Below are 23,927 nucleotides of genomic sequence, written 5' to 3'. Positions count from 1 at the left end.
CCCTCCTGACCCCCCGCCCCCTTTTTTTTTCGACCCATATACTTGTGTGGTACAGTGAGAGGTGACGGGGGGTGGCGGATTAGATCGGCATCGCCGGCGACGGAGCGGATGGCGGCGAGGTGTTGCGGAAGAATTGGCTGGACGACTACTCCCTCAGTGCGGCCACCGGCAGAGTGCTCGGAACGGTGCGAGACATGCGGGACGATTCGTTCCGAGTGCAGAGCAGGGCGTACCTGACCGTGTCATGGTCCGTTGAGTTCTCTTGCTCATCGATGGTCGGCGATTGCGATCCTGTAACAAAGCCTGCGCGGGCATTGCGCGGTTCGCTACGGTGTCGATATCGGACTATCCCCGCGGTTGGTCGCATTCCAGCAGTTTCATCGCGGCCGGGCTTTCCCTGACGGACTGTATTGCGTGATGCAGACGCGACTTCACAGTTCCCAGCGGCAGATCCAGGGCGGCGGCGATTTCCGGCTGAGTCATATCGTCGACAAACCTCATCAGCAGGATTTCGCGGTGAGCATCTGACAGCGCGGACAGCATGTCGGAGAAATCGTCGCGATCGGTTGCGGAATCGCCGCTGTTGTTGCAGGCGAACAGAGCAAGATCTTCGTCGCCGCTGGTCGCTCGAAGTCGCTTCTTTCGGGCGGCGATGGACAGGTTGCGGACGGCGGGGTACAGGAACGTGGTCATCTGAGCCGTCAGTTCGAAGCCCGGGAACTTGCGAACCAGGTACGCGAAGGTTTCCTGCATCACGTCCAGAGCATCATCGTGATGACCGGTGAAGCGGAAGGCCAGCCGAACAACCCAGTCTCGATGCCTGTGGTACAGAATCGCGAACGCTTCGGAATCGCCGTTGTTGATGGCCGTGATCAACTGCTGGTCAGTTGAAGTTTCGGACATCATCCTCATGCGCGTTCCCCGCCTTCGTCACTGACTACGACCGCGTGCCGAGTGTCCGACGACGGGATTTCAAAAAAGTTCCCTTTTTGTTGAACGAACCGGACAACACCCGCGCTGAATGCTGCGGAGGTCAAAACCATGACGGACACCAACACACCTCAGCACTCCGGCGACGAACTTCCTTCGGCGCTGGTCGATGCGATTCGGCAGCGGCACGGGCCTGATGAAATTGCGGTGCCGGGCCACATCGATGAAGCGGTTTTGGCGGACGCAAGTGCTTACCTGAAAACGATTTCAAAACCGCGGCGAGCTTCCCGCAGCGCCTCAAGATGGGCGGTGGGAACGCTGGCGGCGACCAGTCTGGCGGCAGCGGTCATGCTGGTGTTGTTGCCGAAGAGTGCGGATCCGTTGATGCCTGCGTCCCCCGTGGTCGCCGACGCGGAGTTTTCAGAAGCCGGCAGGGCAGAAGCCCAAACGGCGGCGGTGATTCTGCGGGACGACATCGACAGAAACGGGCAGGTCGACATCCTGGACGCCTTCGCTCTGGCTCGAAACATCCGGCGTGGCGATTTGCAGCCGGCATGGGATCAGAACGGCGACGGTCAGTTGGATCAGGAAGACGTCGACCAAATCGCCCGGAATGCTGTGATGCTGTAGGAAAGCCATCATGGAACCAGGCCTGCACGGATCCCTGTCGGGTATCGATCGAACCGAATGAACAGTGTGTGATTGAACGAAGTGCTGTATGGCATCCTGGTCGGGCGATATCGCCTGGCCGACGAAAGGCGATGAGCCATGACGATGAATTTCGAAAATCCGCAGGCGTGTCCTCGGCAGCGAACCTGCTGTATTCCCGTCGCCTGGCTGGTGTTGATCCTGTTTGACGTCTGTCTTGTCGCCATGGCGTACGCGCAGACGGACCGGACGAACCCGTCAGATCAGACTGACCGCGTTGCCGTGACACAAATCGAAGGACCGGACAACGTTGCCGACGAAGATGTTCGGTTTGAAGCCATCGACGTGTTCATGGATTCCGGCAATGTGCCTCTGGCGGCCTATCAGTTCGAACTGAAAAGCGATACGCCCGGCGTGGAAATCGTCGGCATCGAAGGCGGTGAACACGCGGCCTTCCATGAGCCTCCGTATTACGACGTGAGAGCGATGCAAAGCAATCGCGTCATTCTGGCGGCGTTCAGCACGGCGGATGAACTGCCGTCCGGGCGAAGTCGAGTTGCCCGGATTCAGGTGCAGCTGACCGGTCCGGGAATGAAGGCATATCGAACACTATTGAAGGTCTCGGCATCGAAGGACGGCGAAAAGATCCCAGCTGAAATTTCGATTGCCCGGGCCAGAGCATAGCGGCGCTGCGGGTACCACATCCTGCGTCCGGCAGGGTGCACCGCGAAGCGGTCGGAAACTGCTGACGAAGCGAACTGAAACCGGGGATCAACGATCTCCAAACGAAGCGAACACAAGGCGGGTTTCCGACGGCTGCGCCGCACAGCTTGCCTGAACGGCAATCCGTGGTACCCGGTGATCAGAAAATACGAACTCGATCCCGAACAGGAAGGTTTGAAATCATGAGACTTCGACAAACTCAGAACCGCTGGCTGTTGGCAGCGACCGTGGCTGGTCTGATTTGCGTGATTCACGCGGGTTGCGGGCAGGAAGGTGAAGAGGTTGGCAACGTGGCGTCTTCGCCGACGGCCCGACCGGAAACCACGCCGGCATTCAGCCAGACGTGGCGGGACGACGCGGCGGCGGAAGACACAATCGCCGCACCGGTCCCGGCGTCGGAGACAGTCCGAGAAACTGACCACCGGACTAATGACGCCGCAGTCATCGTTGAAACCCCCGCGGGCCCGGACGGCACTCGAGTCAAGCCTGAGATCGAACTTCCGGCTGCAGCTGAATTCGCTGAGGAGAAGTTGCCAACCGAGGCGTCACCGGAACCAGGCGACGGGCTTTCCGATGCAGATGGAAAAAGCGTGGAGGCAATCAGGAGTCGGTTTGGGACCGCACAGACAACTGACGGTGGGGAGATGGGCGACAAGGCTAAATACCCCGGCGCAATGGGCGGCTATCCCGGAGTGTCCGGCGGCGATTCCTCAGTAGCCGGCAGAGGGGGGGCGGGAGTCGGCGGATATGCGCCTGATTCAGCCGCCCGTTCTGACAATGCCGGTCTTTCAAAGCGCCGCGGGCGGGAGGAATCGCGATCGGCGAAAGAAGGCCGTTCGGCCGTTGAGGCTCCGGCGACTTCTGCCGACGCACCGGAACTTGCGGGCGGTCAAACAGAGGCGGACGACTCGCGGGATTATCAAGCCGGCCATCGCTTCATGCTGATGGACGGGTTCGACGCGTTCGAGAACAAGTCGAAGAAAGAGCAACGAAACCAGCGGCCCCTGACGTTCGACCTGCAGCCGGGTGAAGAACTGTGGATTATCGCCAAGGCCGTCGACACGCCTCAGCCTGCGATGCCGAATCCCGAAGTTCCCGGCTGTGGTGCGTTGATGGCACAACTGCCGAACGCAGCAGAACGTGTGCCCGTTCCGCTGAAGCACACGTCGGTTGAAGGGACCATCGACGGCTACATCGCCAGCGTCGACGTCACTCAGCAGTTTCACAATCCCTACAGTTCGAAGATTGAGGCGGTGTACGTATTCCCGCTGCCGGAGGACGCGGCCGTCAATGAGTTTGTGATGACTGTCGGCGACCGAAAAATCCGCGGCATCATCCGTGAACGCGAAAAGGCCGAACAGATTTATGCAAACGCTCGCCGGCAGGGCCACGTCGCGTCGCTGCTGACTCAGGAGCGACCCAATATCTTCACTCAGAAGGTTGCCAACATCGAGCCGGGCAAACAGATCGACATCAACATCCGATACTTCAGCACACTGCGCTATGACGACGGAGCCTACGAGTTTGTGTTCCCGATGGTTGTCGGTCCCCGCTTTAATCCTCCGGCCACCACGGACGGTGTCGGCGCTGTCGCTCGCGGAGCACACGGCAGCAGCGGACAGTCAACCGAAGTGCAGTACCTGGCACCTCACGAACGCAGCGGTCACGACATCTCTCTGACGCTGAACATCAACGCGGGAGTCGACATCGAAGACATTCACAGCGTCAATCACGCGGTCAAATCGCAGCCGATCTCAGAATGCCGGCGGAAGATCGAACTGGCTTCGAACGACACGATTCCGAACAGGGATTTCGTGCTTCGATACCGAGTCGCCGGCGATCAGATCAAGACCGCACTGCTGACTCACGAAGACGAACAGGGCAAGTATTTCACGATGATGCTGTATCCTCCGGCTGAGCTGAAGTCGGTCCGGCGCAGCCCAATGGAAATGGTGTTCGTGCTGGACTGTTCCGGAAGCATGAGCGGCAAGCCGATCGAACAGGCGAAGACCGCGATCGCCCACGCGCTGCAATCGCTGACACCGCGAGACACGTTTCAGATCATCCAGTTCTCGAACAACTCGTCGCAGCTTGGCAGCGAACCTGTTGTCGCCACGGCGGAAAACATCGGCCGCGGTCTGCGGTATCTGAACGGACTGAGCGGTTCCGGCGGAACTCAGATGATCGAAGGCATTAAGGCGGCACTCGATTTTCCTCATGACGAAGGCCGGTTCCGGCTGGTGTCGTTCATGACGGATGGCTACATCGGCAACGAACAGCAGATTCTGGGAACTCTGCGAAGCAAACTGGGACCGTCGCGAGTCTTCAGCTTCGGAGTCGGCCAGTCGCCGAATCGTTACCTGATGGATCGAATGGCGATGGAAGGCCGCGGTGCCGTCGCGTACCTGAGCCTGAACGACGATGCAGCCGCGATCATGGATCATTTCAACCAGCGGATCAGTCACCCGGCGATGACAGACCTATCGATCGACTGGGGCACGATGAAAGTCGCCGACGTATATCCAGAGCGACTGCCGGATCTGATTGTGGGTCGGCCCGTGATTCTCACCGGACGATTCAAGGGTGAACCGGGCACGGTGAAAGTCGGCGGTCTGGTCGGTATGGAACCGACATCGTTTGCCGTGTCACTGGACGAAGACGACGCGACCGAAAAGCACAACGGCATCGCGGCGGTCTGGGCTCGGATGAAAATCAAAGACCTGATGATGGACGCGACTGGCGAACCATCACAGGCCGCCGAAGTGCAGCAACTGGTGACTCAGACAGCGCTGAACTACAACCTGATGAGTTCGTTCACAGCGTTCGTGGCTGTCGATTCGATGTCAAAGACGTCGGGCGATTTCGGCACAACCGTGGCCGTGCCGGTGCCGGTCCCCGAAGGCGTCAAGTACGAAACGACGGTGCGGTGATTCGGCGGCACAACGCGCCTCAGGCCAGCGTGTCTGCGCAGGCGCCGGTCACAATTTTCCAGTCGTCGCCCGGTTCTTCAAAAAACCGGGCCGCGCGAACGGCGTGCGAAGGCGAAGTCTTGCCACGAAGATGCGTTCGGGCTACTTCTCAAGCAGCCTGCGGAACTCGTCTTCGGTCAGCACCTGGATGCCGAGTTCTTCCGCCTTTGACAGTTTGCTGCCGGCGTTTTCGCCGGCGACGACAAAGTTGGTTTTCTTTGACACGCTTCCCGCCGCTTTGCCACCGTGGTCACGGATGAGCTGTTTGGCTTCGTCGCGAGTCATGCCGGACAACGTTCCCGTCACGACGACCGTTTTTCCGCTGAGTTTTCCGTCGCCGGCCGCAGCGGTTTTTGTGCGATCGATCGGTGTGCCGAAGTTCAGACCAAGTCCCCGCAGTTCCTCAATCAGCGAACGGCCAAAGTCCGACGAAAAGAATCCCTGCACCGACGCCGCGATGACGGGCCCGATATCGTCGACCGCGGCCAGAACTTCCACCGGCTGCGCGGAAATTTCGTCGATCGTGCCGAACGCGTCTTCCAGACGCTGAGCGTTGCTCTGCCCGACGTGACGGATATTCAGCCCGGTCAGCAGTCGCCACAGCGGCTGGGTCTTCGACGATTCCATTCCCGCGAACAGATTGTCGACCGACTTTTCCTTCAGGCCGCGAAGAGCCAGCAGTTGTTCCCGATGGTCCCGCAGCCGGTACAGCGAAGGAATGCCGTCGACGAGTTTTTCGTCCAGCAAACGGCCGATGAGTTTTTCGCCGAGGCCATCGATATCCATCGCCGGTCGCGATGCGTAGTAGACGAGGGTTTCGCGAAGCTGAGCCGGACAGGACGGGTTCGGGCAGCGCACATAGACGCCGCCTTCGTCCTGCTGCACGGCGGCACCGCATTCCGGGCACGCTGTTGGAAACGAAAACTCCTGCTCGCTGCCGGTGCGGACCGATTCGTTCACTCGCAGCACATGCGGAATGATCTTTCCGGCCTTTTCGACAAGAACGGTGTCGCCGATCTTCACACCCAGCCGCTGCAGTTCGTCACGGTTATGCAGACTGGCTCGCGAAACAATCGTGCTGTCGATCTCGACCGGTTCCAGCTCCGCCACGGGAGTCAGCGTTCCCGTCTTGCCGACCTGAACCGTGATGTTGGCGACTTTCGTTTCGGCTTCGTACCGCTCCCACTTGTAGGCGCGGACCCAGCGCGGGCTTTTTGACGTCACTCCCAGTTCTTCGCGGTCCGCGAGTTGGTTGAGCTTGATGACGATGCCATCGACTTCGAAGGGCAGCTCCGGCACCATTTCGATCATCGCGGCCATTTGCGACTGAAGCTGCTCGATGCCGATCGCTTCGCGCACACCGGGAGTCACGGGGATTCCAAGCTTTCGAATGTCATCAAGAAACTGAATGTAGGTGTCCCGGAAGTTCCTTCGACGTAACCAACACCATGCGCCAGAAACCGCAGGCCGCGCTGTCGTGCGAGTTTCGGGTCGAGCAGCTTGAGTGCTCCGGCGGCGGCGTTGCGGGGATTCCGGAACGGTTCTTCGCCGGCTGCCGACTGCCGCGCCTGGAATTCCGCGAAGTCTTCGTTGTGAATCATGACTTCGCCGCGAACTTCCAGCACCGGCGGAGGATCGTCGGTCATCAGCCGCAGCGGAACACCGGCAACGACGCGTGCGTTGTGAGTGATGTCGTCACCGACTCGACCATCGCCGCGAGTCACCGCGCAGACGAGTTCCCCCCGTTCGTAGATCAGTGCCAGAGCCACGCCGTCGATTTTGAATTCCAGGCTGTAGTCGAGCGCGTCACGATTGAAGGACCGGCGAAGCTCCGCGTCCCACTTCAGCAGAACGCTTTCTTCAAACACGTTGTCGATCGACAGCATCGGAACACGATGTTCGACGGTTGTGAAGCCTTCAATCGGTTCGCCGCCGACTTTATGCGACGGACTGCTCGGAGAATCGTATTCCGGGTGAGCGGCTTCCAGTTCCTGCAGCCGTGCCATCAGCCGGTCGTATTCGCGGTCGGAAATCTCCGGTCGCGAATCGACGTAATACAGCCGGTTATGGCGTTCCAGTTCGGCGCGAAGCTGCTGCACTTCGCGAAGGATGGCTTTGGTCATCGGATTTGCGCGCGAGCGACAGAACGAATCTTCCCACGGGCAATCTAGCAGAATCTGACGGCGCGGTTCACTGCTGACGCAGCGACCACGGCGCGGAAATGACGTGTCAGCGGCGACGGTGGCTCGTTCAGTCGCGTTGCGGCGGGGCGGGCGGGAGACTCGCTTGCTGCGCGTAGTTTGCGCGGCCGGCCCTCACCCCGATTTTTCTGCTGAACGCAGAAAAATCTCCCTCTCCCGCTGCGCGGGAGAGGGGGCAATGCGGGGCGGACGCAATGAACGGTTGTGAGGCCGAACGAGTTGTGCTTCCTGACCAGTCAGATGGCGTCTTCGCCGCTTTCGCCGGTGCGGATTCGAACGATCTGTTCCAGGCTGGAAACGAAGATCTTTCCGTCGCCGACCTGACCGGTGCGGGCCGCTTCACACATCGCGGTGATGGCGCCGTCGATTTCACCGTCGGGGACCACAACCTCCACGCGGACCTTCGGCATGAAGTCCACCGTGTATTCGGCTCCGCGATAGGTTTCCTTGTGGCCTCGCTGCCGGCCGAAGCCTCGCACTTCAGAGACCGTCATGCCCTGAACGCCGATTCCGGTCAAAGCTGTCTTCACGTCTTCCAGCTTGTAGTGACGGATTACAGCTTCGAGCTTCTTCATGGATTCCTCTTTTCAGACCAGCGTTTCAGGATTCGACGGGGCGTAGCACAACCTGCGGAGTCTGTGTTGCAATTGACGTGCCAGCACTCAAATCCCGCCGCGCGGGCCGTTTTGGACGGCTCACCTGCTGCGACCGACAGCACTCTGCCCGAAAGTTGAGCAGCCTGGCGTGAGTTGTCGCGGCTGGCGAAAACGACTGATAGACTCCCCGCCATGCTGCTTTACCTGACATCGCTGGCCGCCGGATGCGTGCTGGGCCGAATTGCCGCGGCGTGGGCTGCGCTGATGGTAGCCGACTCCGCGCCGACGGAACTCGTGCGGTGTTCGGCCTGCGGCGAAGCGACGTCGGCCGTCCAGGTGTGGGCGTCGCTGGCTTCGGTCCGGTGCCGGAACTGCGGCCGGACGTCGAAACTCTATTGGCCGCTGCTGACCAGTTTAAGTCTGGGGCTGCTGTTTGCGGCGTACTGCTGGCTGCTGCTGGACGCCGGCGGCGGAGGCTGCCAGCGGCTTGATGAGGTCCAGCCGTCCGCGCCGCTGTCGTTCTACCGGCTGCCTTTTCACTTCGCGCTGTTGTTCCTGATGACCGTTGCCGTCGTGACCGATTTCCTGGACTACGTGATTCCCGACGCGGTCATTGTTACGGGGATTCTGGTTGCGATTACGGGAGCTTTCGCAACGGGCGAGCTTCAGATCATTCATATCTGGGTGAACTGGGACGATGTGATTCCGGGAATTCAGGGACCGTATCTTCCGGAGTGGATGAAGAACCATCAGCATCTTCACGGCCTTGCCTGGAGCAGTGCGGGTCTGGTAGTCGGAGCAACGCTGACGTGGCTGATCCGGTTCAGTTCTCACCTGGTTCTCGGCTACCCGGCGCTGGGGTTTGGCGACGTGACGCTGATGGCGATGATCGGAGCCTTCATTGGCTGGCAGCCGGTGCTGTGCGTTCTGGGCTTCGCTCCGCTGGCGGGACTGATCGTGGGACTGGTGACACGTATCGTCAGCGGCCGCTCGTTCGTGGCGTATGGTCCGTATCTGGCGGCATCGGCGGTAATTGTGCTGTGTACCTGGCGATGGCTGTGGGCCGACTTCTTTACGCTGCGGGACATCTTCAGTCACTGGCCATCCGTCGCCGGACTGGTGGCGGGTGCCTGGGTGACTTTGCTGGTTCTGCTGCTGTTGCTGCGAGGTTTCCGCAGCCTTCCCGCCAACCGACTTCGACACTGATCGCTGTTGATCGCTGCCGCCCGTGATGGCTCTGCGGGACGAATCGAAACGGAAGGCTGCGGGGCAGATTCGGAAACCGGCCGCGCCGCGTCGCCATTGTGGTTTCCGATGCGGAGATTTATCCTGCATCTCAGGCGGGCATGGTTTACATAAACACAGGTGGGCGTGTTTGCCCGCATTCGGCGCTCGGCAGTATGCGTGGAATGTCAGACAGCACCTGTCGGCAGAGCCGTTCACCGCAAGTCGGCTTTTTGTGATTTTCGTGCCATTTGCGGATATGATTCCGCCGCGCATCTGACGTCACGTTTGGTACACGCCGTCGAGTCGTCGGTACGCCCTGCGACAAGCCTAATTTCCGTTTCGGCCGCGTCCTGCTGCGAACGGAATGAAGCCCCTTGTGGCCAGTCACGCGCCGAGTTGTCAAAAGTCATTCTTCTCCGGGGCCAGGATCAACATCTTCTGCGGCATGTGGTCTTCCGATCGGATCGGATCTCGATGAACGTTTTCATTCCCGTCGCTCCCCGCTGCGTTTTTGATCGGTCGCTGTTTACGGATCGAGTCCCGTCTGACGGCCGAGTCCTGTTGGCCTGCCGAATGCTGTTGGCCGCCGGTATTGCCATTGGTATGTCTGTGCACGTGCGGGCGGACGACCGGCATCTGGATTTTCTGGAAGGACTTCGGCAGCGGCAGTATTTCGATTCGGCGCTGGAGTATCTGGATGACATCGCCAATCAATCAGACGTGCCGGCGGAACTTCGGGAGACTCTGGATCTGCAGCGCGGCATCACGTACCGCGAAATGGGCACGACGTCGCGGGTTCCTGAAGACCGCGACCAGTACCTGGGCCAGGCGGAAGTGTTTCTGAAGAAATTCGCATCCGAACATGCCGGTCACAACCAGGCGGCGTTTGCGAATTCGGAACTCGGCGAACTGCTGTTCCAGCGAGCTCAGACGCTGATGTGGCAGACGGAAGCGCCGTCCAACGCGGATCGCAAACTGGAACTGCAGCAACAGGCCCGCGAACTCATCGGCCAGGCGAAGGACATCTTTCAGAAGGCTCACGACCAGTACAAACAGCAGTACGATTCGTATCCGCAGTTCGTTGATGAAACCAGGGAACCGGAACTTTACACCGAACGGCTGCTGTCACGCGGGCGGTATCTGCGAGCATGGCTGACACTGGCTCGCTGCACCTACGAAAAGGGAAGGACGTACGACGCGGGCAGTCAGGAGCGACATGAGATTCTGATTGAAGCGTCGAAGCAATATGAGGAAATCCATCAGACGGACCGCAAGAATCCCGCCGGCCTGCAGGCGTTTCTGATGATGGGCCGATGCTTTCAGGAACAGGACGACATCGGCCGTGCGCTTGGTATCTACAACGAAGTAAAGGACCAGCCGTCGCAAAACGCCGCCGTGCTGCGACTGAAGGACACCGCGCTGCAATACCGGCTGATGTGCCTGAACCACGAAGAACGCAGCAGCCACGAGCTGGTTCTGAAGGAAGCCGACGAATGGCTGACGGCCCATCGTCGTGAATCGCTGACCGAAACCGGGCTGGGCATTCTCTGGGAAAAGGCAATCGCCGAAGAACGTCTGGCGGAGAATCGTGAACTGGAAGAACCACAGCGGGACATCTTCCTTCGCCAGGCCATGGCCGACGCTCAGCAGGTCAGCCGATATCCGGGAGCCTACCGCGAACCGGCACTCGCGATGGGTCGCCGCATCAAGGCGGTCCTTGGTGATTCCGACAAGGAGCCGCGGGATTTCGACACCGCGTTTGAGCGTGCTCGCGGAATGATCGGGCAGATCGAAAAACTGAAGGAGTCCGTCGACCAGGCGTCCGGTCCTGCCGATCGACAGTCAGCCAATCAGGCTCTGATGCTGCATCTGAACGAAGTCGGACGGTTGCTGCAGCTCGCTCTTGGTCTGCGGGAAGGCACCACCGATCCCAAAGCCATCGCCCAGGCTCGCTACCTGCTGAGCTTTATCTATCTCCGGCAGCGCAAGAGCTACGACGCACTGATTCTGGCTCGCTACTGCATGGAAAAGGACGGCGAGGCCGATCAGGACACAGCATTGAATGCGACGGAAATCGCCATCACGGCGGCCGTGCAGGCATGGAATGAAGCTCGTCCGGACGACCGTGAATTCGAAGTGAACCTGATCCGCGACGTGTGTGAGGAAATCATCGCCAGGTATCCTCAGTCGCGGCGAGGCAATGAAGCCCGCATTCGGCTGGGGAAGATCTACCGTCAGTTGAATGATCCGCTGAAAGCCGTGGAGTCGTTTCTGGCAGTTCCCGAAACGGACGCGGAATACGCAACGGCTCGCATCGAAGCCGGTCAGGCCTACTGGGCGGCATGGGCGACCACCGTGGCCGCCGTTGAAACCGGCGACCGCGCCGAACACGACTCGGAAGTCATCCGGCAGTGGAAGAGTGAAGCCCGAAGTTTGCTCGAACAGGGCATCGGACTCGCTCGGCAGGATATGGACGAATTCAGCGAACCGTCCGACGAAATCATCGCGGCGGAAGTTTCTCTGGCCAGCATCCTGAATCTCGACGGGCAGTTCGAAGAAACGATTCGACGGTTAACAACGGGCGGTGACACTTCGGTCGTCCGGTCGCTGGAAGGTTCCGGCAACTCTCCGGACAAAGGCGTTCACGGGCAGGCGTTTGTCGGCCTGCTGCATCGGTTGCTGCTGCGAGCCTACGTGGGCACTCAGCAGATCAACCTGGCCATTGAAGAAATGAACCAACTGAAGAGGGTCGGCGGCCAGGACACAACCGCGGTTTACACACAGCTCGGTCAGGAACTTCAGGACGAACTGCAGCAATTGAAATCGTCCGGGCAGACAGACCGCCTGGCGGACGTTCGGCGATCGTTCGAACAGTTTCTGGAACAGGTGTACCGGCAGCGAGACAGCAGCGACTTCACCTCCCTGCTGTGGATCGGAGAAACGTACTTCGGTCTCGGGCAGGGCATTTCCGGCGATCCGAATGCTTCGTCCACGTATTACCAGCGAGCGTCTGACGCCTACCAGCAGATTCTGGATTCGAGCCTGGCCTCGGGCGACACGGTGACCGCGATCAAGCTGCGGTTGCTGCGCTGCCGCCGGCAACAGCAGGCGTTCGACGCGGCCATCGCCATGGCTCAGGAAATCCTGAAGGACAATGAACTGAATCTGGATGTTCAATTTGAAGCGGCCAATACCCTGGCGGACTGGGGAGCAACCGGCGGTGCTTCGGCCGGCAAACTGCTCACATCGATTGAAGGCATCCGGGACAACAAGATCTGGGGCTGGTCCGGGATTACTCGCCGACTGCAACGGCAAATGGGCAAGCCGGAATGGGAAAAACTGCGCGATCGTTTCCTGGAAGCCCGCTTTGAACTGACCAACAGCCGCCTGCGGTACGCAAAAACAAATGCACCGAACGCTAAGGAACAACTGCAGGCCGGGCTGGCAGAGATCATGATCTTCGCGGACGTCTTCGGCGACATCGACGATGCGTGGTGGAGCCGCTTTGATCGGCTGTACCAGTCCATTCAGTCTCAGCTTGGTCAGCCGGCCAGACCGCTGGAACGCCCGAAACATGCAGCGGTGGCTCAGCCGACCAACAACTCGACAACGACTTCGGCAGCGAACGCCGCCGCGACATCCGAGTACCCGCCGGCGCCGGTGAAGTTGGCGTCGGCAGGAACCGACACCGGCCCGAATCCGCTGATGATCACCCTGGCGCTGGCGCTTGCCGCCGGTGGAGCAGGAGCCGTATTCAAGCTGATGAGCAAGCCGCGTCGCCGGCCGCGCCCGTCTTACGTCTCCGGCGGAGACAAGTTCGTTCCGCCGCCGGCTCCTGCCGTTCGCCGAACAGCCGTGGGCGCGGGAACCGCAACGGCAACCGCTGTCCGAAAAAAGGCCGGCACAAAGACTGCTCCGGCAAATCCTGATGCATCAAAGAAACGTGCTCTGACGCCCGAACAGGCGGCTCGGCGAAAGGCCGCGCAGGCCGCCGCCCGAAAACAGCAGACGTCGGAACAGCCGCCTTCGACGGACAGTGAACCGAAGAAGACTCGAAAACAATCGGATGAAAAGTGACGTTATCAAACGCGGACCGGCGCGGTCCTGAGGACGCTGTCGGCAGGCGGCGTTTTCGTCGTTGCACCGGATCTCGCGGCGGGGCGAGTTCGAAGAGGCTTTCGGAAGGGACCAGCACACTTCGGCGCGAGCTGCCGTGCGGTCACCGAAAGCGACCACCAGACACCACAAGAGACTTTTGAAACAGGATTCTCACGAAGATGTTTATGCTGGCCGCGGCGGACGCCGTTACTTTTCGCTCTTCTTACTCCCGCGAGCCCGAATGTCTCATCCTGCCCCGCTCGCGGTTTAACCGCAGACTCGTAACCGGATGCCTTCTGTTCGCGTTGTCCGCTGCCGTCGCAAATGCCGCGGACAGTGTGTCGCGTCGCAGTGACGGAGTGACCTTTCGCGGAAAGTTCACCGCGATGGGACGCGAAGATGTCGTGATTGAAAAGTCCAGCGGTGAATCGGAAACCATCTCGGTCGCCAATCTGAAGGAAGTACGCTTCGATCAGGAACCGTCGCAACTGCTGGCGGCTCGCAGCAACGAACGCAGCGGTGCCTTCGATTCGGCGCTGGAAAAGCTGAACACGATTCAGTCCGAATATGACGGTACTGACAGCCGCCTGAAGACGGAGATCGAATTTCTGATCGCTCGAACGCAGGGTCGCAAAGCTCTGACCGACCCGTCGAATCTGGACGCTGCAATCCAGCAGTTGCAGAACTTTCGAACGGCTAACGGTACCAACTTTCGCTATCTGGAAGCCTCTCTGCTGCAGGCGGAGCTGCTGGCCGCAAAGGGCGACACCACAACCGGCAAGAGTCTGCTGCAGGAAGTGCAGGCGTCCGCGGTCAAGGGATACCAGCTTCAGGCAGGCGTGCAGTTGGGGCGACTGCTGCTGGCGGCCGGCGACGTGGATGGAGCCCTGGCCGCATTCAATCAGGTCGTTAGTCAAAGCGAAGGTGATGCAACGGCCTCCGCGGCCTTCTATGACGGACAGCTCGGCAAGGCTCTTTGTCTGAAACAGCAGACACAACCGGATCAGGCCATCGCCGTGCTCGACGAAGTGATTGCAAAGGCATCGGATTCAGAAAGCCGCATCCTGGCGGAAGCGTGGGTTCGCAAAGGCGACTGCCTGCGTCAGAAAAACGAACCGAAAGCCGCGCTGATGGCCTATCTGCATGTCGATGTCCTGTACTCCGGCGAAACCGCGCAGCACGCCGAAGCACTTCTGAATCTTTCGCGGCTGTGGGGTCCGTCGGGACATCAGGACCGAGCTCAGGATGCCGCCGCAAGACTGTCAGAACGCTATCCCAACAGCCAGTTCGCCAAACAACTCGGAGCCGGCGGATAGCCGTATCTCTGTAGCAATGCGGCCGAGTAGCAGTGCTTCCCTCATCGGATCAATCGGGGAAATTCCTGCCGTATCAATCCGGATGACCAGGATTCGGGTGACGGACTCGCGAACACCTTGTACATTCCAGCATCCCTGAATCCCACACGCTTCTTAACCCCTCTCTTTGTGACGTTGCCCTGTCAGACGGAGATATCCCGGTATGCTTACGGTGCCCCAACGCATTTCCAGGCGGACCATTCAGAATCTGGTGGGATTCCTGCTCGTTCTGACGGTGGCGTTCTGCGTCCTTCCCATGTCCGATTCTGCCACAGTGATGGCTCAGGACGCGGCGGACGGTGCCGTCGCGGTGGCGGCAGACGGCGGATCGGAAACGACCGTGGCCGAAAAGAAGAGCTTTCTGATGTGGATGCTGGGAGCTCTCGGCCTGTTCTGGATGGCCGTGTTCGCGGCGCTGTCATTTGTCATGGTCGCTCTGTTGATGATGAATCTGCTTCAGGTCCGCCGGGAAGTGCTGCTGCCGAACGACTTCGTGGAAGACTTCGAAGGCAAGCTGAACAACAAGGATTTTCAGGGTGCCTACGAAATTGCCCGCAACGACGATTCCTTTGTCGCGCGAGTCCTCGCGGCCGGGATGGGCAGGCTCAGCCGCGGCTACCCGGAAGCCATCGAAGGCATGCAGGAAGCCGGTGAAGACGAAAACATGGCTCTGGAACACCGCCTGAGTTACCTGGCTCTCATCGGCACAGTCGCGCCGATGCTGGGGCTGATGGGAACGGTTCAGGGCATGATCGACAGCTTTGAAACAATCTCCACGTCGACGGTGGCTCCGAAGCCCAGCGAACTGGCGGACGGCATCTCGAAGGCTCTGTTCACAACCCTGCTGGGTCTGGGGATCGCCATTCCGGCGATGGTGTTTTACAGCATTCTGAAAAACCGCATCCAGCGGCTGGTATTGGAAATCGGCATGGTCAGTGAAGGTCTGATGAGCCGCTTTGCCGCAGTTGGCAAGACTCAGAAACCGTCAGCCTAGCCCCGCGGCCAGTTGGTGACGGGGAATTCGCAATCTCGATTCTTCAGCAGGGAATCTTTCTTCTCGAAGCGGTTGCGTTGAAACTCACGCATCTGTGTTCCCCGGCCGATATTCGATACCTCGCTGACAGCGACACGTTTCATGAAAATCAACTCGTCCAACAGCGATCCGCCTTCCGTCGACATGACGCCGATGATCGACATCGTGTTTCAGTTGATCGCGTTTTTCATGGTGATTACCAACTTCGAACAGAATCAGGCCGACGAACGAGTCACGCTGCCGAAGGATCAGCTCGCCAAACCACCCGAAGTGAAGCGGGAAAACTCCTTCGTGCTGAACATCGGATTCGAGCGCGATAAAGACGGCACCATCAGAGACCCCACGGAATACATCTTCTTCGGCGACGAAAAGCTTCCCGTCGAAGATGCCCGGACCCGAAAACGACTTCAGCAGGAAGCTCAGTTCTATCGCACAATCAACGTCGATCTGGCCGACGTGACCGTGGAGATCCGGGCGGACGCTTCCGTGAAAGCGGGACTGGTCCAGAAGCTGATTCAGATGTGTCAGGAAAACGGAATTGAATTTCAAAGATTTGCGTTAAAGGCGACTCAGAAGGTCGAACAGTAAAGCGCCGGCACGGAACCCGGCCGGCAATGTCGATTCGTCAGCCAATCGGGGTTTTGCAGACGACAACCGGAAGCCGTTTGGTTCGTCCGCAATTCCCGCGGTGAAATGACAGGTTTTCAGATCGTGGATACGACATGAAATTTCGTCATCAAAGCAAAGGCGAAAAGATCGAAACGCAGATGGCACCGATGATTGACGTCGTGTTCCAGTTGCTGATCTTCTTCATGCTGACGCTGAAAATCATCGAACCGGAAGGCGATTTCGACATCAACATGCCGCTGGGTGCTCCCGCCGAAGCATCCGTGACGGACGCCGACCTGCCGCCGTTCAAGGTTCGGCTGCTGGCCGACCCGGCAACCGGGCAGTTGACGGACCTGCAGTTCAACGGCCGTTCTCTGGGAACCGGAGACGACGCGTTTCGAACACTGAACGACGAGATCCGCCGATCGGTCGAACGACTGCGTGCGGCAGGCCCCGGGGCAGACAAGCAGGAAGTCGAAATCGAGCCGGATTTCAACCTGGACTACCGCTACGTCATCAGTTCCATCAGCGCCGTGTCCGGCACGATTCAGAACGGTCAGATGATCCGGTTTATCAGTCGAATCAAGTTCGCTCCGATCAGACCGGAACAATAGCGTCCGCGTGATGGCAGTCGTCGGCGTTCATTGCCCGATCACTTCGGACTCGGTCAGCAGATCTTCCAGCAGCCGCGGCGGAACCAGGTGATCCAGTTCCGGGTAGGTGACTTCAACACCGGCCGGACTGATGGCCGACAGCCAAAGTCGCGAATCCGGGTCCTTTTCGGAAGGCATCGCGTCGACCAGACCATCGGTGCCTGATTCAACGGTCTGCTGCGGAACAGCCGGAGGTTCCGCCTGCCGATTCCACAGCGCCGGCCCCGCTGCACTGCCGATTGACGGAGCACCGATACCGGCAGCAACGGCACCGGGTGCCGCTGAGGAAGACGCTGGTGACTGAGGCGTCGCTGGCAGGAACGAATTCAAATGCGCCTCAATTTCCGCGCTGGTCGCGCGCGTCGCCTGCGGGCCGACGGCGTTTCTGATCAGGAGGTCGCCCCGAAAGCCAGCCAGGAATCGCGCGATCAGGATGCCGTCGGTAAAAAGTTCACGGTTGTCATCGCCGTCTACATCCAGCAAATCCTGAGATTCGTTCAGGAACGGCAGAATGGCGGACAGATCGGCCCGCCCGGCATCGGCACCGATCGCATTTCTGGTCAGAGCATTCCCCCGGAAGTTGACGAGATAACGGGCAATCAGAATGCCGTCGGTGAACAGTTCCGCGACGCCGTTGCCATCCGGATCCAGCTTGGCGGGACTGATGTTGACCGAATACAGGTAGTCTTCCACCTCACCATCGGGCAGCAGGCCCTTTGGTGACGGTTCCGCCACTTCTTCCGACGTCAGACGAAAGCGAAGATACGTATCGCCGATCACGGCTGACTGCGGAACATTTTGCACAAACGTGTTGACGCCTTCGACGACTGCCGCGTTTGTCAGGATCTGCTCACCGGGTCCGTCGAAGACTCCATCGCTGTCCATGTCAAACCACGCGTTCAGGAATCCAGCCCCGGAAGCCGTCACTTCGAAGGTCAGCGGCTGCCCCTGAGTGGCCGCGGACACGAAGCTGACTCCGTCCTCGTCTGCCCCGTCGGAATCAGCGCCGTCGGAATGCTGGCCGTCGATTTCCACGTCACGTTGTGTGCCCAGAAACGGTCCCTGATTATCGTGCCGAGCTCCGTCTTCAGCGACAGTGACTGCATACGGTGCCGGAGCATCACCGAAGTCCAGCAGCGGAGTGACTGTGACGTTGAATGTCCGGATAACGAACAGGTTGTCAGCAACGGTTTCCAGGTCGTTATCCAGTCCTCCATCGGAAATCATCACAGACACCGTACCGACGCCGTCAGAATCCGGAGCCGGGACGATGGACACTGCGGCGGTGTCACTGCCCTGCGTGTACGACACCAGCGGGATCTGAATGAGATCGCTGTGACTGGTCACGGTGACACTGATCGGCTGCGTTTCCGATTCGCCGGCGGAGATTCCGGAAATGCCAATGACGGCGCCGGCCGAGTTTTCCGCGACCGTTACGTTGTCGATCGGATCGACGGTCGGCCGGTTATTAGTTGCCGTCTGTTCTTCCCGGAAAATGGAAACCGTGCCGACGACCGTGCCCGTGTTGTCGAAGTAGGCCCCCGGAGGCAAGCCGCCCATGGGCCAGCCGAAACGGTCCGCATCCAGATAGCCAAGAAACATCCGCGTCGCGTTGTCGGGAATCTGGAAACGCTGCGTGACTCCCGGCTGCCCGATACCATCGCCGATGTAGAACGACTGCTGCAGGGATGTCGAGAATGTTTCGGACTCACGAATCACCGGTCCCACCACCAGCCGCTCGGGTTCTGTGCCTTCCACCGGCACTCCATCGGTGATGAAGACTCCCGCCAGAAACAGAAACCGGTCCGCGAAAATGCCGGAGATTCCGCGGGCGGAGAACACGTTCGTCCCGTAGGTTCCCGCCGGGACGTTTTGTGATCCGCCGTCCGGTCCTGCCACGGGCCAGCCCGGTCCGGCCTTCAGGCTTCCCGAAACGTTCGAAAACTCCGCCCAGCGTCCGGTTCCTTCCGGCAGAGCGATTTCCAGTGGTAGCAACTGCTGACCGGATGGAGTGTCACGTCCGGCGTGAGTCAGGTCGGACTTCGAGTCTGCGGCGAACCCCTGAGTCAGCAGGTTCACGGTCGCGGGCATCAACCGCTGCTCAAGCAGTTCCGGACGCGAAGTTGAATCACACCGCCGTCGATGCCGACGACAGTTCTTCCCGATCAATGTTCCGGCTCCGATGCTGCCGGCAAGCGACAAAAACCAACGACGCGTTCATCATCCGGGGCCCCGCACAATTGATGATGTTGATGGAATCCACAACTGCCGCCGGACCCTGTCGCGGTCGATTGCCGTACGTTCGGGGTCTGAAGCAGCAGCCGGAAGTCATGATCGTCGGCGATCCATCGGCACTATCCCGAACACTCCTGCATTGGACATCACGGGCAATGCCACATCGATGTTGCGTCCGCAACACACGAAAGCCTAGCGAATCCCGCCGCAGAAGCATATCCAGACGGGACATTCGATGTCCGGGTCGCGGTATTCGCAGCGGAACGCGGGCGGCCCGACAGTGCTGTCCGTTCTGAGTGTACCGCAGGATCGGCACCGGACCGGGAAAATCCTGCCGCAGGAAGCCTGCGCAGCATCTGAGCAAAGCCTATGGAAACCGCCGCTGGATGCCTTACCGCAAATTGTCGAGGCGCTGCCTGTCGGCATCCGGAATTGTCCCGAGCGACACGGTATATGATTCTCGCGGCGCCAGTTCGATGGTTGCCACGGGCAGGCCAATTCTGATTCCATCGCCCGTATCGATCGACCGCTGAATCGCAATCGTTCCCGGCGGAATATACTTCTGATCGAATGAGCCGTCGTCACGAATGGAAGTTTCGTAGACGGCAAATGATATCCCTTTAACCGGATTGCAGGTGAAGTTGACGTCTTGTTTCGCGTCATCACCTTCGATCGGCCGGTCACCGGAAACGCGCGCCCACCAGCGAAGCTGAATCCGGTTTCCCGATTTGCGAAACTCATCAAGCGTGGCAATTGCAAAGCCACCCGGATGGCACGCGACGATCAGTTTTTCCGCGTCTTCAGGGTAGATGACAAATCGGCCGTCTGAGTCTGTCTGTGTCATGTGTTCCTCAAGAGGGTTTCGGAGTCGTCCGTCCTTCAAATACACGCCGTTGATGTGTTCTTCGGGGAGCAGGAAAACTTCGACACCCGCTGCCGGCGCTCGATTCGTCGTGGTGACAGTACCTTCCATTCTTTGAGATTCATCGGGAACCAGATCTTCGGGCTTTTGAATCCGGTCGAGCCGTTCACCTGCGCGGGGTGAGATACTGCCGACTGTCATGCCATCGATCTTCCCCGCGTCATACAATTCCCTGTAAAGCTTCCATCGGTGTTCACGCAGCTCTTCCTCGCGCGGAAGCCCACCGTTCGTCGAATAGAACACCGGATGGATCTTGCCGAGTTCCGCAGCCTGGCGAAGGATCCGTGCCACGCTGTCCCAGTCGACGATCTTCCCGTCGTGCAGAATCACGTGACGTGTAGTCACGAACGTGACGTCTGGTGTCGGCACCGGGTTTGGAACATCGTGCGATGCATCCCTGGCAGCGTCCTCACTCGCGTCCGCGGCGATGCTGCTGTTCGAGTTGCGATCGTTTTGAGGCTCGGCACGTGGCGGCACGTCGTCACGCTGCTGCGCAAAGGCGGCGGTGATCAGCACATTTCGCATTGCCGTTTTTGCTGACTCTGTCGATTCTTCGGTGATGAGCTGTTCGACACGTTCCCGTTGCCCGGCTTTCACCAGGTGCTGTGCAATCATTCGAAAGGCATGGCTGCGGATCGGATCGATCAGAAACGTGTTGGCCCCATCGCTGGCAACGTTCCCGTCGCTGTTGTCTCGCGGGACGATGCGTCTGGCGGTCCTGATTGCGTCCTCGACATCACCGTTCATCAACCCGGCACGCGAAATCAGCAGCCATGCCGTCTCTTTCATTGCCACCAACTGAAACGGCAGATCGTAGAGATCCGATGCTGATCCGATCTGAATGAATGGCGTGAAGTACGCTCCGCCGCGAATCTGCTCAGCAGTCCGCATCGCGGCATCGGTGTCGCCGGACAGAGCCTGTGTTTCCGCTGTCAGGATCAGAACTTCGCCAAGCGGCACGTAGTCGTCCGTCTTTGCTTCCGATTCGATGAATTCGCGGCATTCATTCAGAATCGCGTCCGCGCGGTCCCGATTGCCGAAATCATGATACAGGCGTGCAACGAACAGCTTCGCCATCGCACGATGCGCCGGAGTGGCGATATTTCCGGCGACCAGATCTGCCCGGGCAGCGAGACCCTTTCGGCACATCGCGCGCACCAGGCAAACTCGCACGGCGTCTTCAATCCAGAGTTCTTCTCTTTCAAGAATTTCACCGGCTTCGTCAAAACGTCCGCCGTCAATCTTCGCGTACGTCCGCGCCTTCCAGACTTCCACAAGGATGTCGCCGGCGCGTTCCGGAGGCAGTTCCGGCGTGCCGCGAGCCAGGAATGATGCAAACTCGGCATCGGACGCGGACTTCGCCAGCACTTCGCCGATGGCTGACCAGCAGCCCGGTCCGGCACCTTCAAAGTTCACGCCGACAGCCTTTGCCGCCTTTTCGGCGGCCGCGATGTCATCGATTTTCGCCCAGCCGGTTGCGACGAATTCGGCAACTGTCAGACGGTCGGTCACCTTGCCGGCATACATCTTTTCCGCGTCGGACGGAGGCAGATCCGGAATCAGCGCGACGGCGGCATCTGCCGCCGTCAGAAGTTCCCGCGCGGTTTCAGTATCCTCGCAGCGATGAAAGGCCGCAGCCGTTTCAGTCAGTGACCAGGCCCGGTAGTAGGGAGACTCGATTCGTTCCGCGATCTGTCGCGCAAACCCGATTTGGTCTCGATACGCGGCAACCGTGGCCGTTTCGAAATAGCTCTGGTCTTTCAGGAACTGCGGAGTTCTCGAAACGAACGGCATCGAGCGTTCCGAAAACTCGTTCGCCTCGGAGAAATCGAGCAACCTCACGGCTTCGCGGAGATACGGCTTCGGGTTGATTGTCTTCGGATCACGCGCGATGCCAAGCAATGCTGCGATTCGGTCCTGGACAGTCGGCATCTGTCCGATCTGTTTCATCCGCAATGCAGCTTCAGCGTTATCCGGTTCGGAAACCTGACCGGAGTGATGAATGACGACCGCGTCATCCAGGCGTGACGGATTCCCCGAAACGATGGCCGGCGCCAACACTGCTGCGCCGCACATCGCTGCGATGGCGGTTGGCAGAATCGTCCCGGCTCGAAGCCTCTGAATATCCGGGGATTCCATGACCAGGACTCGCCGAATTCGGTCAGGCAGACGCCCTCCCGTAGCCGCCACCGCCACGGTCGCAGGTGGTTTTGCCGACTGAGCAAGGTGCAGCAGCGTCCGGGCGTAGTGCTCGCGATTGCCGACAACCTGCACGGCGATGTCATCGCAGCAGTGTTCGCGTTCCTCGCGAATCACGCGTGAAACCCACCAAACAGCCGGGTGGTAGAACAGCACGATTTCGACAACGCTCTGCAGCAGGTTGACCAGGTAATCACTTCGTTTGACGTGTGCCAGTTCATGAGCGAGCAGTGCCTGAATCTGTGCGGTCGTGAGGCCGGACGCCGCCGTCAGCGGCAGCAGCACAATTGGTCTCAGCCAGCCTGCCACCGTCGGAACAACAACGCAGTCTGTCTGCATGAAACCGACGCTTCGCCGCAGCTTCAGGCTCTGGCAGACCTGCGCAAACTGTTGCCGAAGTGCAGTCGACTGAACCTCACTCGCCGACCGACGAATACACCTGACTCGCCACAAACCGAACGTAAGCCGCAGCGAACACAGAATGACGCCGATCAGCCACGCTGCCGAAAGCGGCACTGCGAAGCGATCAGCCAGCACCCTGACCTGTCCCGCACGACCTGGTGCCGAACCCGACGCGACGATGGATGCGGCAGACGATCGCATCGGAGCCGATGTCCATCGAAAGCCCTGATCGGTAACGACACGGACCGCTCCAATGGTACCGACTGTATCATCAGCGGTGCTGACTGCCCCGGTTTCGTTCGCGGCAGACTGCGAAACCAATTCCGCCGTCGCAGGCAGTGCCGAGATGCCAGTGATGATCGGAAATGCTGCCATCACCAGCATTGCCAGACAGGCCAGCATGTACCGCAGATTCGCATTCCTGCCCGCAGCTCTCAGCAGAAGCCACAGGAGACCTGCAGTCGCCGCACCCTGCCAGACGAATTGGATCAGGAGCCAGGCAATGAACCGGGCGGGCACGAAAGGCGCGGATGTCAACGAACCAGCCGCCGGATTGATGGACTCCAGAATCAACAGGATTTCAGCGGTCATTGCGGCGACTTTCGTTTCGCTTCAAGTTCGTCCAGCATCCGGCGAATTTCCGCCAGTTCCTCGTCGGTCACTTTTTTTGCCGACAACGCCTGCATGACCAGCTTGTCCGCTGACCCGGAGAAAGCCGAATTCAGCAGGTCCTTCACCAGTTGTTTTTGAGTCTGCTGTTCGCGGATCGCCGCTGTGTAGACGTGAGACCGCTGCGACTCATCACGGGTCACCAGGCCCTTTTCAGCCATGATCTGCATCAGCTTCAGAGTTCCCGTATAGCCGGCCGATCGCGTGCGGCGGAGCACCTCATGAACATCGCGCACCGTCGCCGGTCCGTTCGTCCACAGGACTCGCAGAATTTCCAACTCTGATTCCGTCGGCTTCAAAAACACTACGCCCTTAGGTCAGCGGCAGATGAGAATTTACCCTCCAGCACAGCGGGAGCGACGGTCTTGAAATGGTTCAAGGGTTTGTTGAGAGAAACGTTTTGAAATGCTGAGACTCGATAGTGAATCGAGTCGGGGGCTTCCGGGGTGTGGATTTTC

At 59.5% G+C, this 23,927-nt stretch carries 14 protein-coding genes and 1 pseudogene; 9 read left to right on the top strand and 6 right to left on the bottom strand.

Annotated features, from left to right (window positions below; all coding sequences use genetic code 11):
* Nucleotides 1–345 precede the first annotated feature (345 nt).
* Nucleotides 346–906 carry a sigma-70 family RNA polymerase sigma factor gene (locus R3C19_09265; protein MEZ6060537.1) on the bottom strand — a complete coding sequence of 187 codons (561 nt, stop codon included), beginning with the start codon at nt 904–906 and terminating at the stop codon, nt 346–348.
* A gap of 135 nt (nt 907–1,041) precedes the next feature.
* Between R3C19_09265 and R3C19_09260 the strand changes: the two genes are divergently transcribed.
* From R3C19_09260 to R3C19_09250, 3 genes are all read left to right on the top strand, one after another.
* Entirely contained in the window at nt 1,042–1,560 is a 519-nt protein-coding gene (locus tag R3C19_09260; GenBank protein ID MEZ6060536.1) for a hypothetical protein, read from the top strand.
* Between the two features lie 138 nt (nt 1,561–1,698).
* Nucleotides 1,699–2,262 carry a hypothetical protein gene (locus R3C19_09255; GenBank protein ID MEZ6060535.1) on the top strand — a complete coding sequence of 188 codons (564 nt, stop codon included), beginning with the start codon at nt 1,699–1,701 and terminating at the stop codon, nt 2,260–2,262.
* Nucleotides 2,263–2,483: 221 nt separating this feature from the next.
* Nucleotides 2,484–5,231, top strand: coding sequence for a VIT domain-containing protein (locus tag R3C19_09250; protein MEZ6060534.1), 2,748 nt, complete (start codon nt 2,484–2,486; stop codon nt 5,229–5,231).
* Between the two features lie 141 nt (nt 5,232–5,372).
* Here the strand turns inward: R3C19_09250 and ligA are convergent.
* Together ligA and R3C19_09240 are read right to left on the bottom strand one after the other, a co-directional pair.
* Nucleotides 5,373–7,393 (bottom strand): annotated as a pseudogene (gene ligA, locus R3C19_09245) (NAD-dependent DNA ligase LigA).
* A gap of 314 nt (nt 7,394–7,707) precedes the next feature.
* Nucleotides 7,708–8,046, bottom strand: a complete 339-nt coding sequence (locus R3C19_09240; GenBank protein ID MEZ6060533.1) for a P-II family nitrogen regulator — start codon at nt 8,044–8,046, stop codon at nt 7,708–7,710.
* 213 nt (nt 8,047–8,259) lie between these two features.
* Here R3C19_09240 and R3C19_09235 point away from each other — a divergent pair, with 213 nt between their 5' ends.
* The 6 genes from R3C19_09235 (at nt 8,260) to R3C19_09210 (ending at nt 17,003) form a co-directional block, all read left to right on the top strand.
* Nucleotides 8,260–9,273 carry an A24 family peptidase gene (locus R3C19_09235; protein MEZ6060532.1) on the top strand — a complete coding sequence of 338 codons (1,014 nt, stop codon included), beginning with the start codon at nt 8,260–8,262 and terminating at the stop codon, nt 9,271–9,273.
* 495 nt (nt 9,274–9,768) lie between these two features.
* Nucleotides 9,769–13,371, top strand: a complete 3,603-nt coding sequence (locus tag R3C19_09230) for a hypothetical protein (protein MEZ6060531.1) — start codon at nt 9,769–9,771, stop codon at nt 13,369–13,371.
* A gap of 380 nt (nt 13,372–13,751) precedes the next feature.
* Nucleotides 13,752–14,708, top strand: coding sequence for a tetratricopeptide repeat protein (locus tag R3C19_09225; protein MEZ6060530.1), 957 nt, complete (start codon nt 13,752–13,754; stop codon nt 14,706–14,708).
* A 202-nt stretch (nt 14,709–14,910) separates the two neighbouring features.
* Nucleotides 14,911–15,741, top strand: coding sequence for a MotA/TolQ/ExbB proton channel family protein (locus tag R3C19_09220; GenBank protein MEZ6060529.1), 831 nt, complete (start codon nt 14,911–14,913; stop codon nt 15,739–15,741).
* Between the two features lie 141 nt (nt 15,742–15,882).
* Nucleotides 15,883–16,368 carry a biopolymer transporter ExbD gene (locus R3C19_09215; GenBank protein ID MEZ6060528.1) on the top strand — a complete coding sequence of 162 codons (486 nt, stop codon included), beginning with the start codon at nt 15,883–15,885 and terminating at the stop codon, nt 16,366–16,368.
* A 134-nt stretch (nt 16,369–16,502) separates the two neighbouring features.
* The gene (locus tag R3C19_09210) at nt 16,503–17,003 is read left to right on the top strand and encodes a biopolymer transporter ExbD (protein ID MEZ6060527.1); all 501 of its coding nucleotides are present in this window, start codon (nt 16,503–16,505) and stop codon (nt 17,001–17,003) included.
* A 27-nt stretch (nt 17,004–17,030) separates the two neighbouring features.
* Here the strand turns inward: R3C19_09210 and R3C19_09205 are convergent, their stop codons facing one another.
* The 3 genes from R3C19_09205 to R3C19_09195 all read right to left on the bottom strand — a co-directional run bounded on the left by R3C19_09205 (nt 17,031) and on the right by R3C19_09195 (nt 23,747).
* Nucleotides 17,031–19,133 (bottom strand): GEVED domain-containing protein, encoded by a 2,103-nt coding sequence (locus tag R3C19_09205; GenBank protein MEZ6060526.1) that lies wholly within the window; start codon nt 19,131–19,133, stop codon nt 17,031–17,033.
* 535 nt (nt 19,134–19,668) lie between these two features.
* Complete coding sequence (locus tag R3C19_09200; protein MEZ6060525.1) at nt 19,669–23,391, bottom strand: M56 family metallopeptidase; 3,723 nt, start codon at nt 23,389–23,391, stop codon at nt 19,669–19,671.
* Complete coding sequence (locus R3C19_09195) at nt 23,388–23,747, bottom strand: BlaI/MecI/CopY family transcriptional regulator (GenBank protein ID MEZ6060524.1); 360 nt, start codon at nt 23,745–23,747, stop codon at nt 23,388–23,390. Before R3C19_09195 ends, R3C19_09200 begins: the two co-directional genes overlap by 4 nt.
* Nucleotides 23,748–23,927: the final 180 nt, after the last annotated feature.

It is taken from the genome of Planctomycetaceae bacterium (assembly GCA_041398785.1).
Taxonomy (GTDB): domain Bacteria; phylum Planctomycetota; class Planctomycetia; order Planctomycetales; family Planctomycetaceae; genus JAWKUA01.
The sequence above is the reverse complement of the archived record's forward strand: the minus strand, read 5'-3'. Positions and strand labels throughout refer to the sequence as shown.